At 41.8% G+C, this 17,547-nt stretch carries 17 protein-coding genes; 7 read left to right on the forward strand and 10 right to left on the reverse strand.

From position 1 onward, the window contains the following. Window positions 1–29: 29 nt before the first annotated feature. Together RE474_RS10145 and RE474_RS10150 are read right to left on the reverse strand one after the other, a co-directional pair. Window positions 30–1,019: a hydantoinase/oxoprolinase family protein gene (locus RE474_RS10145; RefSeq protein WP_309310256.1), complete on the reverse strand. Its 990-nt coding sequence runs from the start codon at window positions 1,017–1,019 to the stop codon at window positions 30–32. Then, window positions 1,016–1,945 (reverse strand): ATP-grasp domain-containing protein, encoded by a 930-nt coding sequence (locus RE474_RS10150; protein ID WP_309310257.1) that lies wholly within the window; start codon window positions 1,943–1,945, stop codon window positions 1,016–1,018. Before RE474_RS10150 ends, RE474_RS10145 begins: the two co-directional genes overlap by 4 nt. Before the next feature lie 554 nt (window positions 1,946–2,499). Between RE474_RS10150 and RE474_RS10155 the strand changes: the two genes are divergently transcribed. The 6 genes from RE474_RS10155 (at window position 2,500) to RE474_RS10180 (ending at window position 9,807) form a co-directional block, all read left to right on the forward strand. Next, a complete protein-coding gene (locus tag RE474_RS10155; protein WP_309310258.1) occupies window positions 2,500–2,907 on the forward strand; it encodes a heat-shock protein in 408 nt (135 codons plus the stop codon). A gap of 164 nt (window positions 2,908–3,071) precedes the next feature. Then, window positions 3,072–3,590 carry a nucleotide exchange factor GrpE gene (grpE, locus tag RE474_RS10160; protein WP_309310259.1) on the forward strand — a complete coding sequence of 173 codons (519 nt, stop codon included), beginning with the start codon at window positions 3,072–3,074 and terminating at the stop codon, window positions 3,588–3,590. A gap of 102 nt (window positions 3,591–3,692) precedes the next feature. Then, entirely contained in the window at window positions 3,693–5,543 is a 1,851-nt protein-coding gene (dnaK, locus tag RE474_RS10165; protein ID WP_309310260.1) for a molecular chaperone DnaK, read from the forward strand. 109 nt (window positions 5,544–5,652) lie between these two features. Beyond that, the gene (gene dnaJ / locus RE474_RS10170) at window positions 5,653–6,834 is read left to right on the forward strand and encodes a molecular chaperone DnaJ (protein WP_309310261.1); all 1,182 of its coding nucleotides are present in this window, start codon (window positions 5,653–5,655) and stop codon (window positions 6,832–6,834) included. Window positions 6,835–7,007: 173 nt separating this feature from the next. After that, window positions 7,008–8,354, forward strand: coding sequence for a Trk system potassium transporter TrkA (gene trkA / locus RE474_RS10175; protein WP_309310262.1), 1,347 nt, complete (start codon window positions 7,008–7,010; stop codon window positions 8,352–8,354). A gap of 19 nt (window positions 8,355–8,373) precedes the next feature. After that, window positions 8,374–9,807 carry a TrkH family potassium uptake protein gene (locus RE474_RS10180; RefSeq protein WP_309310263.1) on the forward strand — a complete coding sequence of 478 codons (1,434 nt, stop codon included), beginning with the start codon at window positions 8,374–8,376 and terminating at the stop codon, window positions 9,805–9,807. Window positions 9,808–9,866: 59 nt separating this feature from the next. On the opposite strand, the gene RE474_RS10185 is transcribed toward RE474_RS10180, so the two are convergent. From RE474_RS10185 to RE474_RS10220, 8 genes are all read right to left on the reverse strand, one after another. Next, on the reverse strand, window positions 9,867–11,084 hold the full coding sequence (locus RE474_RS10185) for an NAD(P)/FAD-dependent oxidoreductase (protein WP_309310264.1): 1,218 nt from the start codon (window positions 11,082–11,084) through the stop codon (window positions 9,867–9,869). Continuing rightward, window positions 11,081–11,257 (reverse strand): 4Fe-4S binding protein, encoded by a 177-nt coding sequence (locus tag RE474_RS10190; RefSeq protein ID WP_023844399.1) that lies wholly within the window; start codon window positions 11,255–11,257, stop codon window positions 11,081–11,083. The genes RE474_RS10185 and RE474_RS10190 overlap by 4 nt, the downstream gene beginning before the upstream one ends. Window positions 11,258–11,376: 119 nt before the next feature. Further along, window positions 11,377–12,012, reverse strand: a complete 636-nt coding sequence (gene cofC, locus RE474_RS10195; RefSeq protein ID WP_309310265.1) for a 2-phospho-L-lactate guanylyltransferase — start codon at window positions 12,010–12,012, stop codon at window positions 11,377–11,379. Further along, the gene (gene cofH, locus RE474_RS10200; protein WP_309310266.1) at window positions 12,009–13,088 is read right to left on the reverse strand and encodes a 5-amino-6-(D-ribitylamino)uracil--L-tyrosine 4-hydroxyphenyl transferase CofH; all 1,080 of its coding nucleotides are present in this window, start codon (window positions 13,086–13,088) and stop codon (window positions 12,009–12,011) included. The genes cofC and cofH (RE474_RS10200) overlap by 4 nt, the downstream gene beginning before the upstream one ends. A 7-nt stretch (window positions 13,089–13,095) precedes the next feature. Then, window positions 13,096–14,211 (reverse strand): 5-amino-6-(D-ribitylamino)uracil--L-tyrosine 4-hydroxyphenyl transferase CofH, encoded by a 1,116-nt coding sequence (gene cofH / locus RE474_RS10205; protein ID WP_309310267.1) that lies wholly within the window; start codon window positions 14,209–14,211, stop codon window positions 13,096–13,098. A gap of 52 nt (window positions 14,212–14,263) precedes the next feature. Continuing rightward, entirely contained in the window at window positions 14,264–15,250 is a 987-nt protein-coding gene (gene cofG / locus RE474_RS10210; RefSeq protein WP_309310268.1) for a 7,8-didemethyl-8-hydroxy-5-deazariboflavin synthase subunit CofG, read from the reverse strand. 64 nt (window positions 15,251–15,314) lie between these two features. Then, window positions 15,315–16,598, reverse strand: a complete 1,284-nt coding sequence (locus RE474_RS10215) for a phytoene desaturase family protein (protein WP_309310269.1) — start codon at window positions 16,596–16,598, stop codon at window positions 15,315–15,317. Between the two features lies 1 nt (window position 16,599). Continuing rightward, entirely contained in the window at window positions 16,600–16,755 is a 156-nt protein-coding gene (locus tag RE474_RS10220; RefSeq protein ID WP_309310270.1) for a 4Fe-4S binding protein, read from the reverse strand. Between the two features lie 184 nt (window positions 16,756–16,939). On the opposite strand from RE474_RS10220, the gene RE474_RS10225 reads away from it, so the two are divergent. Then, window positions 16,940–17,389 carry an Lrp/AsnC family transcriptional regulator gene (locus RE474_RS10225; protein WP_309310271.1) on the forward strand — a complete coding sequence of 150 codons (450 nt, stop codon included), beginning with the start codon at window positions 16,940–16,942 and terminating at the stop codon, window positions 17,387–17,389. Window positions 17,390–17,547 lie beyond the last annotated feature (158 nt).

A 17,547-nucleotide genomic window follows, 5' to 3' on the forward strand; every position in this document is an offset into this window, starting at 1 on the left:
TACCTATTAATTGTATCTTCTCTGAGTTCTTATTCTTTTCCCGGCTGTGAGGTCTCATTTTCCAATATCCTTGCAGCAGCGTATGCAGGGAAAACCTTGGAGATGTCAGTTCCCCATTTTTCAGCAACGGAAATGCATTCAAAACCAAGTCGCTTTGCTGCTTCCCTTATCATGAATTCCCCCAATCCTGCGGAAACTATCCTGTTGAGTCCATTCTTCTCAGCAACAACAGAGATGGTCTCACAAAGAAGGCTTATTTGCTTTTCTTTAACCTGGGCTGCAATATTGTAAATCTCATCCGGTGATATTTCTGTCAGGTCTGCACATACTACCCTTGCCAGTCTTCTCATAGAATCATTTTTAGTCTTGCCTGCACCATCTGCGGTTTCACAGGTATACAATTCTTCCGTGATGTCTCCAAGTAGCAGGTATGCATCAGCGGTGTTTGCAAAAAGCTCTGAAGAAATATTGCAATCACCATCTGCAACCTTTACTTTATCCAGCAGGTAAGCAAGGTTTGTCCTTAAGGTCCCTGCATAAAAAAGTTCGCTGCGCACAAGTCTTGAAAAGTCAGTTAACCCTGCAACATGTTTTCCGTCTTTGATGGGAATTATATCACTGGTGGTACTTCCAACATCTACAAAAATACAGTCTCCGATCTCAGCCCCTATCAGTCTTGTGGATGCAGCCCAGTTAGCTGCTGCAAGTTCACGCAGGCTTGATGATTCATCATAGAAGTGTCCATTGCTATCTATATACATAGTCTTGCAATCAAAAGCCTCGTCAACAGACTTCATTATAAACTGAATACCCTGAAGTTTGTCTTCGAAGCAGTCTGCCAGCTCTCCTGTCATAACCACACTGACCATGTCCGGTTTAAGTTCGGTAGCAATATCCTCAAGTGCTTCCGGCAGAGTTGTATCTTTCCACAACGGGATGTAATGTAGTTCAATGATCTTTCCGTCAGCGGAAGCTATTTTAGTATTCGCACCGCCAATATCGATCCCTATTATTATCATATGATGTCCTCAATGTCATCTTTGGTGAAAGAACATTCCCCTGTAAGTTCAACTGACTCAGGAAGCTCTCCAAACATATTCATTAGTAGTAATTCTCCAATTTCACATCCAAGTGTCCTGACAAGTCCGAATATTGCAGTGGTAGGCCTTGGGTTCACATCTATTACATATGGTTTATTTCCATATACTATATCTATTCCCACGTACCCATTGCATCCCAGGGTTTCAACTGTTTTCTTTGCAGTGATGAATACTTCATTTTCAAAGTCCGCTCTGTATGGTACCTGGTTTCCCTTGTAATCAAAAATGGTTTCGCCATTCTCTTCTTTTATATCGATTAATTGCCTGTTAAGGCTTAAAGGAAGGGACTTCTGTCCGCATATCAAACTGACACTGAGGTGCTCTCCTTCAACATATTCAGTTGCAATGTACTCATCTGCCTGTTCATCCATATTTTCTGCAGGTTTGAGTCTGACTCCTTCGGAAGCGCATCCAAACCTTGGTTTAATAACATACTTCCCTTTGGAACCCATGTCCATTATTTTTGGAACTGCAATTGAATTTGATTCCAGCGTATTTGTACAAGTCAGTTTATCTGCACACAAACGCACTGATCCTGAGGAGCAACCAAGGTTTACTGTGTTTCTTTCTATTATTCCGGTGAGGTTGCCAAGTAGTTCATCAGGGCCGATAACAAGACCTGCATCACTTTCTTTTGAAACTTTCTCCAGCATATCTTCAAATGTGTTCTCGTCAGATATTACAGCATTTCCGCATTTTAGCTTGCTCTGCGCGGTTAGGTAGGTAACCTCATGTCCAAGGCGTGTGAAACTGTCAGCAAGGGTACTTAGCATAGCTCTGCCTTCCAGCAACAATGTTCCACTCAGGCCAATTCCCATAGCGTATTCAGCAAGCAGTATTTTCATGCTGGATGCAACTGCATTTATTTGATATATCCTTTACTATTGTATATTATACTCCGGTTTTTACAGGATACTTTTCATTATTTCGTTGTAATGGCATTTGAAATTTCAATGACGTTAAAATTTGATGGGCGGTAGTAAATTTCGCCGAATTTGTGTTATATACTATAACTAATATCTTGATAAGTAGGGTTGAGAGTTTATCTCAATTAAGGTGCGTCGGGTTGGAGCCGGGTTTAACCGGTTTACGGCGGGGGTATATAAATAGTATCTTTCCCGATAAGATACTATTTTGACAAAGAAAAGAGGCACGTATCGGAAGTAAGTGAGTAGAGGAGTAAGAAACCGTTGTGTTTATGGTACACTTAGGACACAATGGTTTGTTCTTCTTATTACTTGGTAGCAATCTGTTTTAATAGTGCTATATGTTTTCTGTTATTGTTTTATCGTAGTTATAGTTTTCATCCTGTTTTGGCACTTATGTGACATGTATATCTTCTTGCTTTATATTAAAAATGACTATATACTATGATTACTGATAGAGGACTGGGATGAATATGGATGTAAATACGGAAAACCCATTTGTGCAGGCACTGGTTGTATCAACCACGATGGCAGTTTTCATGATCGGCGTGGCTTTTGGGCTAATGAGCATGGCTCGCGAAGGTAGCACTCCGGTTCCGATGGCCGTTATGCTTCTTATCTTTGCAGTGATCTTTATAGCAGGCTCTGTATTTTTTGAATCAAGAGGTGCAGATTATATGGGTTCTCTTGTCGGTGGTGCAATCATAGGTCTGGTAGCTACTGTCTCTGCAACTGCATTTTTCAGTGGTGTAAGATTTGCTATTGGTGGTGGTATTACTGAGATTGGATTTGATCAGGTAATTTCCGCTCTTGCAGTTTGTATGATTGCAAGCATGCTTCTGATACGTATTCTGCAGCATAGGTTCAGCAATGCTTTTTAAGCATTATAATGTTAAAGTCCAGCATAAAATATGCATTAATTCTCTTTTTTGTACACTTCATTTCGCCAAAACAAGACACATATGCGAAAATTATTTATAGAACTTCAAACAATCACTAGTTCGACTACACTTTACCGCGCACAGAATATGCGGAGATATTGAGAATGGCTGATGGACCAGAGAATTGTGACGATTTAGATTCAAAAACAGTTGATGAAGGTAAAGTTGAAGAAACCACTACTGAAAATGAGGCTGCACAGCTTCGTGATAAGCTCCTACGGCTTACCGCGGAATTTGATAATTTCCGTAAAAGAAGCACCAGGGAGAAAGAAGAATATCGTAAGTTTGCAGTTGAGCAGATTATAATTGAGCTTCTTGAAGTCTATGATAATTTCGAGCGTGCATTAGAATCTGCAAAGCAGACTGAAGACATTTCATCTGTTATCACTGGTATCGAGATGGTCTTCAAACAGTTTACTGGAATACTTGAGAAAGAAGGTCTTGAAAAGATCGAGTGCAAAGGTGCTGAATTTGACCCTTACCTCCACGAAGCAATGATGCATGTGGAACATCCTGATCATGATGATAATACTGTGATAGATGTTTGCAAACCGGGTTACTGCCTGCACACAAAGGTAATAAGACCTGCAATGGTGACTGTTTCGAAGAAACCTGAAAAATAAAAGGACAGATTTCAGATTTATCTTTAGAGGATATCTTCAAAACAAATAAAATCAATAATTTACAATTAAACTATTATTAATTCATATAAAAGAGGTAATATTATGGGAAAGATATTGGGAATTGACCTGGGAACTACAAACTCCTGTATGGCTGTGATCGAAGGTGGAGAACCTACTATTGTCCCTAACGCAGAGGGTGGAAGAACAACTCCTTCTGTTGTAGGTTTCTCTAAGAAGGGTGAGAAACTGGTAGGTCAGGTTGCTAAAAGGCAGCTGATCACCAACTCCGAAAACAGTGTAAGCTCTATAAAGAGGCACATTGGTGAAGGTGACTATAAAGTAACACTTAACGGAAAAGAATACTCACCACAGGAAATTTCTGCAATGATTCTGCGCAAGTTGAAGGAAGATGCGGAATCCTATCTCGGTGAGACCATCACACAAGCAGTAATTACTGTACCTGCATACTTCAATGACTCTCAGAGACAGGCTACAAAGGATGCCGGTACAATTGCAGGTCTTGAGGTAATGAGAATTATCAACGAGCCTACTGCAGCATCACTTGCATACGGTCTTGACAAGGATGAGGAAGACCACAAGATACTCATCTATGACCTTGGAGGAGGTACCTTTGATGTATCTATCCTTGAGCTTGGTGGTGGAGTATTCGAGGTGCTTTCAACAGCTGGTGACACACACCTTGGTGGAGATGACTTTGATCAGAGAGTCGTTGACTTCCTTGTAGATGAATTTAAGAAGAACGAGGGCATCGATCTTTCAAAGGACAAGGCTGCTCTCCAGCGTCTAAAGGATGCAGCTGAGAAGGCAAAGATCGAGCTTTCCGGTGTAACTTCAACCAACATCAACCTTCCTTTCATCACTGCAGATGCAAATGGTCAGCCAAAACACATTGATATTGACCTTACAAGGGCACAGTTTGAGAAGATGACATCTGATCTGCTTGACAAGACACTTGTGGCTGTCAACCAGGCAATGAAGGACGCTAAGGTATCAGCATCTGATATCGACAGGGTACTTCTTGTAGGAGGTTCCACCAGGATGCCTGCAGTAACCGAACTTATAAAGAAGGCAGCAGGAAAGGATCCATACAAGAACATCAATCCTGATGAGGCTGTAGCAGTTGGTGCAGCAATCCAGGCCGGTGTACTTGGCGGAGAGGTTCACGATGTACTTCTGCTGGATGTAACCCCGCTTACACTCGGTATCGAGACACTCGGAGGAGTTTCAACACCACTTATCGAAAGGAACACAACCATCCCAACCAAGAAGAGCCAGGTTTTCTCAACAGCAGCTGACAACCAGCCATCTGTAGAGATCCATGTACTTCAGGGAGAGAGAGGTGTTGCGTCTGGTAACAAGTCCCTGGGCAGGTTCACACTTGATGGAATTCCCCCAGCACCAAGAGGGCTTCCACAGATCGAGGTTACATTCGATATCGATGCAAATGGTATCCTCCACGTAACTGCAAAGGACAAGGGAACCGGAAAGGAACAGTCCATATCCATCCAGAAGCCAGGTGGTCTTACTGATGAAGAGATCGACAAGATGGTCAAGGATGCTGAGATGCATGCTGAAGAGGACAAGAAGCGCAAGGACGAAGTTGAGGTCAAGAACACAGCTGAATCCCTTGTAAACGCCGCAGAGAAGACTCTCAAGGAAGCTGATGAGATTGCAACCGCTGAGCAGAAGTCAAAGGTTGAGGCTGCTGTCAGTGACTTGAAGGCTGCTCTCGAGTCTGATGACATCGAGGATATCAAGACTAAGACCGAAGCTCTTCAGACTGCTGTCTACGATGTATCTGCTGCAATGTACCAGAAGGCACAGGAAGAAGCTGCAACTGCAGCATCTGCCGCAGAAGATATGGAAGGATCAGACACTGGTGATGACACCATTATGGATGCAGACTACGAAGTAGTTGATGATGACAAGTAATCAATACATGGATATGTCGGGTAAGGTACTTTAATCTGAAAGTATCTTACTACCTTTAATTTTACAATAGATCATATAATTATATATCCAGATATAACAGGAATCATCCATGTCCACCCAACGCGATTATTACGAAATCTTAGGTTTATCCAAGGATGCTACAGAGTCCGAGATCAAGAAAGCTTACAGAAAGCTTGCAATGCAGTATCATCCGGACAAGAACAAGGACGAAGGCGCTGAAGAAAAATTCAAGGAAATATCAGAAGCCTATGCTGTACTTTCCGATTCAGAGAAAAGGGAACAGTATGACAGGTTCGGTCATGCAGGTATTGATGGCCGCTACAGTCAGGAAGATATTTTCAGGAATGCTGACTTCGGGGATTTTGCAGATCTTGGTGATATACTTGGAGGTATATTCGGAGGCGGCGGCTTTGGTGGCTTTGGAGGTTTCGGCGGCTTTGGTGGAGGCCAGAGAAGACAGGGTCCGATGCGAGGTTCTGACCTGCGTTATGATTTTGGAATCACTCTTGAGCAAGCTGCTGAAGGTGTTGAAACTACCATTAATGTTCCTCGTGCAGAAAACTGTGAATCCTGTAATGGAACCGGTGCCAAAGCGGGCACAAGTCCAAAGACATGTCCTACATGTCATGGTTCCGGTCAGATGACCCAGGCACGTAAGACACCTTTCGGTACATTCATGTCAACAAGTACCTGTAATGCATGTCACGGACGTGGAGAGATTATTGATGATCCTTGCCCTGCATGTAAGGGTACGGGTAAGATGAAGAAGGTTCGCAAGATCTCTGTGAAAATTCCAAAGGGTGCTGATAATGGACTTCGCCTGAAAGTAAGGGGCGAAGGTGAAGAAGGTAGTCCTGGCGCACCATCAGGTGACCTCTATGTTGTTGTCCATGTGGAGCCCCATGACAAGTTCCAGCGGGTTGGCGATGATATTGTATACGAACAGCCAATTTCTTTTGCAACAGCCGCACTTGGTGGGGATGTAATGGTACCGACACTTCACGGTAAAGTGAAAATGAACATCAAGCCAGGTACACAGACTCATTCCATATTGCGCCTTAAGGGCAAAGGCATGCCTCATCTTCACGGACATTCTCACGGTGATCAGCTTGTTAAGATCATCGTTAAGACGCCTACAAAGCTTTCAAACGAGCAGAAGGATTTATTCAAAAAGCTTCAGGAACTTGACGGTGGACCTGATGTAAAGGCTACTAAAGGCGGAAAAGGTATCTTTGAGAAGGTAAAAGGTGCTTTTGAAGCAGGGGCATAGTCCCTTCTCTTTTTCTTTCGTATTTTATTTTTATCTCTTTTTTAGGGCATCTATTTATATTGCTTCACCAGTTTTTGTTTTGTGGGTAAGATATAATAAGAAATAAGGACATTATGCGGTTTTGTTTTCCGTATCAACAAATATCTTATTTATGACCTTTTGAAGGTATTATTATGAAGATCGTGATTATTGGTGCTGGTGAGGTTGGTTATCATATTGCTAAGGCTCTTTACCAGACGAATGATGTTGTGATAGTTGACCAGAATGAGGAAGCATGTGCACGTGCAGATGAGCTTGATGTCCACGTAATTCATGGCAATGGTGCCAACGTTTCCATTCTTCATGAAGCTCTTGAAAATGCAGGTCTTCTGGTTGCTGTTACAGGTTCGGATGAGGTGAACATCGTTGCATGTATGGCTTCAAAGCTTACTGTACACGATGCTACTAAATTGAAAACAGTTGCAAGGGTAAGCAATCCTGATTATATTGACAAGCCTGTGGCTAAAAGGCCTAAGATTGGAATTGACATCATGGTCTGCCCGGAGCTAACTCTTGCATCAGAAGTTGCAGAGATCCTTGCTATTCCTTCTGCTATCGATGCAGAACTTTTTGCCGACGGTAAGGTTGAAATGATGGAATTTGTGGTTCCATCTGACCATAAGATTGTCGGGAAACAAATGCAGGATCTTCATCTTGCAAATTGCTGCATAGTAAGTGCGCTTTTCAGGGATGCAGAGGTTATCATTCCACATGGTGGGGATGTAATCGAAAGTAATGATCACATAGTTGTTATCGGTAAACCTGCTGCCATGAAAGAAGTCCGTGATCTTTTCGGGGAAAAGACGGGTAAAAGAAGCAAAGTAATGATAATCGGTGGTGGTGTAGTTGGTTTCTACCTTGCTAAAATGGTAGCAAATAGTGAATTGAATGGTCAATTCGATCTAAAGATTATTGAATCCGATAAGGACAGGTCCCTTGAAATTGCAGAGGAACTCCCCGATGTATTAGTTCTTAATGGTGATGGAACAGATATCAATCTCCTGAAGGAAGAAGGTATTTCTGAGATGGATGTTGTTATTTCCGTGACCAATAGTGACGAAAAGAATCTTTTGTGTGCCTTGCTTGCCAAACAGCTCGGTGTGAAAAAGGTTATTGCCAGATCAGATCGCTCAGATTATGTTTCATTGTTTGAGATGGTGGGCGTTGACAGTGCAGTAAGTCCAAGGCAGGCCACAGTTAATGAAGTCCTGAAACTGACATTTGGCCAGGGAATTGAGTCGATCACTACTATTGAAGGTGAAAAGGCTGAGATCGTAGAGTATACCGCCTCTAAGAAGTCAAAGATTGTGGGCAAACCCCTGAAAAATGTAAAATTCCCTTCTGGTGCTATTATTAGTATGGTTGTCCACAATGGAAATACAGTTGTTCCACGTGGTGAATATGTTATTAAGGAAGGAGATCGTGTAGTTGTCTTCTGTCTCCAGTCCGCAAACGCTGAAGTTGAGAGGCTGTTCAAGTAGTTCATGAAGGGGTGTGTTCTTGAAGTACGAAGTCATATTGAACGTATTAGGTGGTCTCCTCAGGTTTCTGGGTGCCATAATGATTCTTCCTTTACTGGTGGCAATCTATTATGGGGATTCTCTCTATCCATTTCTGGTTGCTGTGGTAATTACCGGGCTTACAGGCATCCTGCTTTCAGCACGTTATAAATCATCGGAAGAATGGAAAACCAGGGAAGGTTTTGCCATTGTTGCACTGGGGTGGCTTGCAGCTGCTATATTTGGTGCTATTCCTTTCATGCTTGATGGCATAAGCCCAATAAATGCGATTTTTGAATCCATGTCCGGTTTTACAACAACCGGAGCAACAGTCCTTCTTGATATTGAAGCTCATTCCAGAAGCATACTTTTCTGGCGTAGTCTTACACAATGGCTGGGTGGTATGGGTATTATCATGCTTTTCATTGCCATTCTTCCAAAACTTGGTGTTGCGGGAAGGCAGTTGTTCAGGGCAGAAGCTCCTGGTCCGACGGAAGATAAGATCAAACCAAGGATCAGAGAAACAGCTAAGATACTATGGTTGGTCTATTGTTCAATTTCTTTGCTGGAGGTCATTGCTCTGCTGCTCGCAGGTATGTCCTTTTATGATGCATTGACCCATACGTTTACGACAATGGCTTGTGGTGGTTTTTCCCCCTACGGTCTGAGTGTTGCTGCATTCAACAGTCCACTTATTGAAGGTATTATTACACTATTCATGTTCATTTCCGGAGCTAACTTTGCTCTACACTACCGCACACTGTACACTGACAGGAACAGCCTTGTGAAAGATGATGAGTTCAAGTTCTATGCTGCAGTTACACTCATTGCAACTGCAATACTAACATTCAGTCTTTGGAATGATATGGGCGAGACAATATTAACATCATTCAGGTATGCAGTATTCCAGGTTGTTTCTATCATGACAACAACCGGTTTTGCAACAGTGGATTTCAATTTATGGACAGATTCTGCAAAGATCGTATTGCTTGCTGTAATGTTCATAGGTGGTTGTGCAGGCTCAACTTCCGGTGGTATTAAAGTTGTAAGGTTCCTTCTTCTCCTTAAATACGGACAGCGTGCTCTTTTTAAGTCAATTCACCCAAGAGCCGTTCAGCCTATCAAATTCAATAACAAAACCGTCCCTGATGATGTAATGCAGGCAATAGTCTCTTTTGTAGTGATCTACTTTATGATATTTGCAGTATCTACTGGTCTTCTTTCCCTAATGGGTATGGATATTCTAAGTTCCGTCACTGCATCAATTGCAACATTGGGTAACATCGGTCCGGGTTTTAATCTTGTAGGTCCAATGGCTAATTTTGATGTTGTCCCTTTTGTTGGAAAAATGTTGCTCATAGGCAATATGTGGGTTGGCAGACTTGAGGTTTTCACTGTGATAGTGATGCTTACTCCTGAATTCTGGAGACGGTAAGCAGGTAGTAAGATAAAAATAAAAAAGAAATGGGATAAAGTGATTATATGGTCACTTTATTATCTTTCAAAGTCAAGTTCATACTTGACTACGTTCTTGAAAAGTATCCTTAAATCCCAGAGGAGTTTCTTATTTGCTTTGAATAGCGCATAAAGGAGCTCAATCAGGCTCATGCTTGAGAAATTAACTCCTTCCAGAGAATGTCCCAGTGAATTAAGTTCCTTGTCAGTAAATTTAACAAATGTATCCTTTACTATCAGGCTGTTGTCAATCTCACGACCGATAGTTTCCCGCCACTTTATCTCATATTCATTAAGCGCGTTTGCAGAGACATCACCTTTGGATATGGCATTGTATGCTACCTCACCAGCAATTTTTCCAGCTTCCATCGCATTGATGATTCCGCCGCCTGTGATGGGGTCAGACTGCCTGGCTGCATCTCCTACTAACATCAGTCCGTTTGCAATGGTTTTTTCAATACTGCCGCATACAGGAACTCCACCAACATCGACCTCCAGTATTTTTGCATCCGGGTATTTGTCATTCACAAAATCGTTCAGGTAATCAATTGCATGTTTTCCATTACCTGATTTGTTACCCATTATACCAATACCAACATTAGCCATATCATTTCCTTTAGGGAAAATCCAGACATAACCTGCAGGTGCGACATCATTACCGAGATAGAAGTAACAATAGTTCTGGTCAATACCCGTACCGCTCATAAGATACTGGGCACAGGTTTCAATATCTGCTGGTTTTATTGCAGTGTCAATTCCCGCCCATCTTCCTACCTTTGATTCTACTCCATCGGCACCAATGACTATCTTTGCTTTGATATCATAGGACTGGCCAAGATGAGATACTTTCACGCCTTTTATAAAATTATTTTCAATAATAAGATCAGTGGCTCTGGTTTTTACCATTACATCTGCACCGGCTTTTGAGGCTTCGTAGGCAAGGGCCCTGTCAAAGATCTTACGTTCGAGAACATATCCGACTTCTCCGCCTGCAATCTCTTCTGCCATTTCTATCATTGTCCCGTCAGGGGCAAAGATGCGTGAACCTTTTACGTCTGCGCATATCCAGCGGTGGTCAGGCTCTATATGCTTTCTGAGCCATACTTTGCTTACTCCCTCGGCACATCTTACGGGATCGCCTATCTCCTGTCTTTTCTCGATCAATAAGACACTGAGACCTTTTTCAGCGGCTGTTTTTGCAGTTATTGATCCTGCTGGGCCGGCACCTATGACCACAACATCATATTCGTTTTTCATTTTTTCACCTCAATAGCTCCGACAGGGCATATTTTAGCACAGATGCCGCAAGAAGTACATAACTCATTTACTTCGATCCAGGTTTCAACCAATTCAAGTGCTCCGGCTGGGCATACACTAACACATGCCCCACAATATCCGCATTTGAATTTATTTACGTTGATGGTCACCATTATCACCTATTAATTTGTATAATTTGTCACTAATAGTTTAAAAGGAAATATATCTTTCTAATTTTTGTATTTGAACCAGTAATTAGGGAGTCCCTTATAGTAAAAGGAATATATGTTGTTTATGCATCGCCTGCAGCATTTATCTTTGCTCTGGCCTTGCCTGTTTTCATATCAAACCTTTCATTTACATATTTTTGTGAATTCCCATGTCCATGAAGCATTATCTCTACCAGATCATGTGGTTCATCAATATCAGTGCTGAGCATGAATGAATCATAAATGAAAACGGAACATCCTCTGTCTTTTGCAATATTGCAATGGTTAAGGAAACTTGAGCCGTAATATTTGACATAGTAATTGGAAGGGTCTTTTATGAAAATGACGTTTGTTCCTCCACCTTTGCCAGGGACTATTACGACATCCTCCATTCTTGAAACAATGTCTTCTATGTGTTTTGCCCTAACCAGTGGAAGGTCTGCCATTATGATGAATATTGGCTTATTTTCCTGTTCCAGATAAGCATTGATGGCTTCATTCAGATCATGCTCGCTAAGAACAACATTAACATCCAGGTCTTTAGGAACACCATTGTCGGGTGTTGTCAGTACATCTATCTCATCTATGCCCGCTTCCTTTAGACTTGAAATAACATCTCTTAGCATGAGTTCTACAAAATCCTCACGTTCTTCCAAAGTAAGCGCAGGTGAAAGCCTTGATTTAGCGTTCTTCTTTTTATAAGGTATCAATGCTTTCATCGTATTTCCTCATACAATGCATTCCTTTGAACAGGCACACGTCCTGTCTGGCGAATCATCCATTCCATTTCTTCAGCAGGAGTAAACTCTCCATTTGTTCCCCCTGATGCCGTGGTGATCTTATCTTCCATTAGTGTGCCTCCAAGATCATTCGCACCACAGTAAAGTGCTGTCTGCGCCAGCTTTTTTCCAAGTTTTACCCAGGCTGCCTGAATATTATCAACATGCCCGTTTAATATTATTCTTGCTATTGCCTGCAGGCGTAGATCCTCGATGCCAGTGGTCATGAACTTTCCGGACTGCATCATCTCTTCACCTACTTTGTTATTATATGGCATGAATGGCATGGGTATAAGTTCTGTGAAACCACCAGTACGTTGCTGTATTTCCCTTATGGTGAATATGTGTTCCAGTCTTTCTTCAACGGTTTCCACATGTCCGTACATTATCGTAGAATTAGTCCTCAGGCCAACGTTATGTGAAGCTTCAATAGTATCTATCCACTGTTGCCTTGTGATCTTGTCCGGGCAGATGATTTTCCTGACACGGTCAACAAGTATTTCTGCAGATGTGCCTGTTAGTGTCAGTATTCCACAATCTTTGAGAATTCCGCATGCTTCCTCCAGAGCCATCTTATCCATGCTTGCAGCATAATGTACTTCCATGGGTGAAAGTGCATGCATATTTATTGCAGGATAATTCGACCTTATGGCATCAAAAAGCTCTGCATAGTAATCCATGTTGAGTTGTGGAATGTATCCTCCCTGCACACACACCTCTGTGGCCCCTGCAACATGTGCTTTTTCAACTTCTTTGAGTACATCTTCCGTTGAAAGAATGTACCCGTTTTTCGCTTTGAATGCGCAAAAAGCACAGCTTCCAGCACACATATTAGTAAGGTATATGTTGCGGTTCACTACATAGGTTACCTTGTCACCAACAACATCCTTACGCAATTCATTAGCAAAAGAAAAGAGTGCAAAAGGGTCAATATACATCAGGGAAAGAGCTTCCTCTCTTGATATTTCACCGTTTCTTGCATTCTCTATAATTTCGTCATTAATAAAAGAGTACATCCTTTCCTCAGGCGATTTTGAACTTCATCTGTTCTGAATCATTGCTGAGAATTGGTTTGTATGTTGTATTCCTCTGCAATGGTTGTCTTCCTGATGATGTAATAAACCATTCCAGTTCTTGTGCTGACATGAACTGACCATTTGTAGAACCTGCAGATGCTGAAATCCTCTCTTCCATAAGGGTTCCACCAAGGTCATTAACACCACAGAAAAGAGCGACCTGTGCCAGCTTCTTTCCCAGCTTGACCCAACTTGCCTGAATGTTTCTAATGTGGGTATTAAGGATAATACGTGCAAGCGCATATAATTGGAGGTCCTGCATTCCGGGAGTTGCATATCTTCCCTGCCTGATCATCTCCTCTCCTATCCTGTTATTGTAAGGCATGAATGTCAGTGGTACAAACTCCAGAAAACCTCCGGTCTTCTTCTGTATCTCTCTGATAAGCATTATGTGGTCAATACGCTCCTCAATAGTCTCTACATGTCCGTACATGATCGTTGCGGTAGTGTTAATGCCGGTCTGATGTGCCTGTGTGATAACATCAACCCATTCATCCGTCTTGAGCTTGCCAGGGCAAATTATGTCCCTTACTCTGTCGGACAGTATTTCCGCAGCAGTACCTGGCATGGTATCAAGTCCCGCTTCCTTGAGCATCGTAAGAGCTTCACCAACGGTGATACCTGTCTGTTTTGCAGCATGATATACTTCCATAGGTGAGAATGCATGTGTGTGGATATGTGGGAACTCTGCCTTGACTTCTTTGATTATGTCTGTATAGAAATTGATATCCACATTTGGAAGTAGTCCTCCCTGGATACATACTTCAGTTGCTCCCTGACTCTCCGCATCCCTTACCTTTTCAAGTATATCCTGAATGTCCAGAATATAGCCGGTGTTATCACAGAACGCACAGAATCCACAGTTTCCAATGCAGCGGTTAGTGAAATTGATGTTGCGGTTTACCACGTAGGTCACTGTCTCACCTACTGTTTCCTGGCGCAACCTGTCCGCAAGTTCAAACAGCTTGAACGGTGGCACTTCTAATAGAAAAAGCGCATCTTCCTTTGTGGTCTTGCCCTGGTAGGCTCGTTCTATGATATCTTCCGGAATAATAGGGTCCATAGTTCACACTGATACCTTTCTTTTGTATTTAAAATGTGTGCCCGATAGAAAATCAAAGTTTCCGATATCCATCATCGTCTGCAAGACTGTTGATCAGGTCTTTCAGATTTTCGCTGTACCACCCTTTCTTAATGTACTGCGGATAAATTGGAAGTCTTTCTTTAAGTTCTGTCTCATGCACCATTTCCTTCAATTCAGACACACTTGGCCATTCGGCTTCAGGATTTATCCAGTCGATAGTGGTTGGTGAGATCCCTCCCAGGTCACTGGCACCACACTGGATAAGGATATATGGGTCAATCAGGTTTGGCGCAACCTGTATTGCTATATCGTCCGGGAGTATCTCCCTTGCTATCAGTATGGCCTGCATCATCTCTTCATCGGTAGGGGAAGGCATATCCGCCATTGGTGTATCCGGTTTGGGAGTGAAGTTCTGTATTATGACTTCCTGTATGTGTCCATATTCTTCATGTAGTTCGGCAATGGTGATCAGGGAATTGATCCTGTCATCAAGTGTCTCACCTATACCTATGAGTATGCCTGTTGTAAAGGGTATATGGAGCTCACCAGCGTAACGTATCGTTTTAATTCTTTTTGAAGGTATCTTTCCGGGAGAGCCTTCATGTGCAGCTACGTCTGCTGTAGTCTCTAACATTAATCCCATGCTGGCATTCAGGGGTTTTAGCTTCTCAAGTTCCGTATAATTCAGTACACCTGCATTGGTATGTGGCAAAAGGCCTGTATTAATGGCTACTTTACACAATTCATATATGTAGTCTACTGTTTTGCTGTATCCCAATTCCTCCAGCCATTCTTTATACCTGGGAACTTCCTCCGCATATTCTCCGAATGTAAAAAGAACTTCTGTGCATCCTGCTTTTTTACCATCTTCCAGGATCGGCAAAATTTCATCTATCTTCATAAGTTTTGCATCCGGATCATCCGGGTCGCACCTGAATGTACAATACCTGCATTTATTCCTGCAAATATTTGTGACGGGTACGAAGACATTGCGGCAGAATGTTACAAATTCGTCCATTGTTACTTCCTTGTTTTAAAGTAACCATTACATAAGTTTTACTGGTAATGATTTTTTATATATTTTACTCTGCAATAATATTATGCATACAGTTCTTAACACCCAGAGCAATACCTTCTACTTCAATGCCACCTTTTCCTTTAGCTCCATCTCCTACTACGTAGAGGTTTGACATTGGAGTTTTGTTCTTAAGGTCTGCACCTGAGGGGGATCTGTTCACAGGCCAATCATTTGAATATGATTGTATCAGAAGTACTTCATATTCTTTTCCTGAGAAAATGTCACTAAGGTCTTCAAGTCCAAGTTCGATTTCCCTGTCAAGATTATCAAGATCCTTCCATTGAACACATTGATGTGCCATTGTAAGATGTTTTCCAGCCGGTGCAAGAGAGGGATCTACATTTGTCACTTCATTAATACCGTTAACCCTTTTTGCGTAAGGTGTGAGGAGCACGCCACCATGTCCTATAAGTGGCTTGTCTGATGACAGACATATCTTTATTCCTGCGGATGGTTTAAGGTCTTTTGATTTGTGTACGTATTCATCCATTCCACTAACATTTGTTTCGGTTCCTATCAGGTTTGCAGTTGCAGGATGTCCTATATCACTAATAACAAGATCAGCAGTATGTTCTTTGCCATCTACGATAACTGCAGTTACTTTGTCATTGTCTAATTTAAGACCTGTAACTTCTGAGGATGTGTATATGGTTCCACCATTGGATGTGATAATATCTACCAGTGCATCGGTAACTCCTTTGCATCCTCCCATTGGGACTCCCGGTCCGCCGAAATGATATAGATTTTCGATGATCGCAAATGCTTCTTCCACAGGTACGTCTGCACCTTTCAAACTGAGTGCCCATCCAAAGAATGAATCTGAAATACGGTATGTCCAGTCCTGAGGGATGTGTTTTCTGCACCAATCCTCAAAAGATTGTCCTGTAGGAGGGTTTTTTCTGGTACTTATAACGTAATATATGAGTTTAAGGCGATTTATAAGTGAGAATGGAGCTTTAAAGTCCTCAAAAAGAATATCCTTGTAGCCGAACTTATAATCCGTATCTTTTCTGGTCCGTGGAACTCTTATGACCGAAACTGGTTTCTTGCGGATTATTTCTACGTTAGCTCCTACTTCTCTCAATAATTGGGAAAGGGGTCCGGCAGGTCCGTGTGGGATCATGTGCAATGCACCGGTGCTCAACTGGAAACCCTGATACGGGATGTTGGTGAACCTTCCTCCTATAATGGGAAGGCGTTCAAATATCTCTACTTCATATCCTGCTTTTGAAAGCTTTGCTGCGCTCAAAAGCCCTCCCAGTCCTGAACCGATAATAATTGCTTTCATCCTATGCCTCTATTGCTTTAACCGGACAGTATGCGGCACATGCTCTGCACTCTATGCAGGCAGGAGTAAAACTCGCCTTTCCTCTGATCTCAATGGCTCCAAATCTACAAAAAGCAGCACATTGGCCACATCCTACACAGTTTTCGTTTACTTTCATATTACATTCACCGGATTTCATTGTATAATGTTTTCAAGAATAAAAAGTCTTATTGTTCTTTGTTTTGTTTTATGGAGCATGATGAGTTACGTTAGATAATATTATTTTCAATATCTTACACATTTTTGTCATCAGGGGATTCAAACGGAAATATTTATTATTATCGAGTAATAATTATATTATCATGGATGAAGTTGATCTGGCCATATTAGAATACCTTTGCAAAGATTCCCGTATGCACAGCACTGAGATTGCAACAGCTCTTGACCTTGCGACATCCACTGTGCATAAGAGAATTGAAAAGATGCGCGAAACGGGGATAATCAAAGAATTTACTGTCAAGGTGGATACTAACGAAGTTGGTCTTAACGTCACAACTTTCATCGGTGTTAATATCGAGCAGAGTAAGAGGATTAATATAATCAACCGCCTGAAGGCAATCGAAGATGTACTGGAAATCTATGAATTGCTAGAGCCTTATGACCTGCTTTTGAAAGTGCGGACTTTTGATATCCATTCTTTAAAAGAAAATGTTCTGCAGGTGTTGGGTAATATGGATGGTATTAAAGATTCCCAAAGCATACTGACAACTAAATGTCATAAAGAAAAGAGTTGTGTGATTCTTAAAAGATAACGTATTTCTGATGGTGTGCTAGTAGTGTGAGCACATTTATGTTTTTGTTTTATTTAGGATTACTTGTTAGATTCATCTCCTCACTTGTATCATGATTATTCATGACAGTTGTTACGAACTTTTATATACCATCATGTCAGTTACTTTTTTAGGTGAAC

The organism is Methanolobus sediminis, from assembly GCF_031312595.1.
Lineage (GTDB): Archaea > Halobacteriota > Methanosarcinia > Methanosarcinales > Methanosarcinaceae > Methanolobus > Methanolobus sediminis.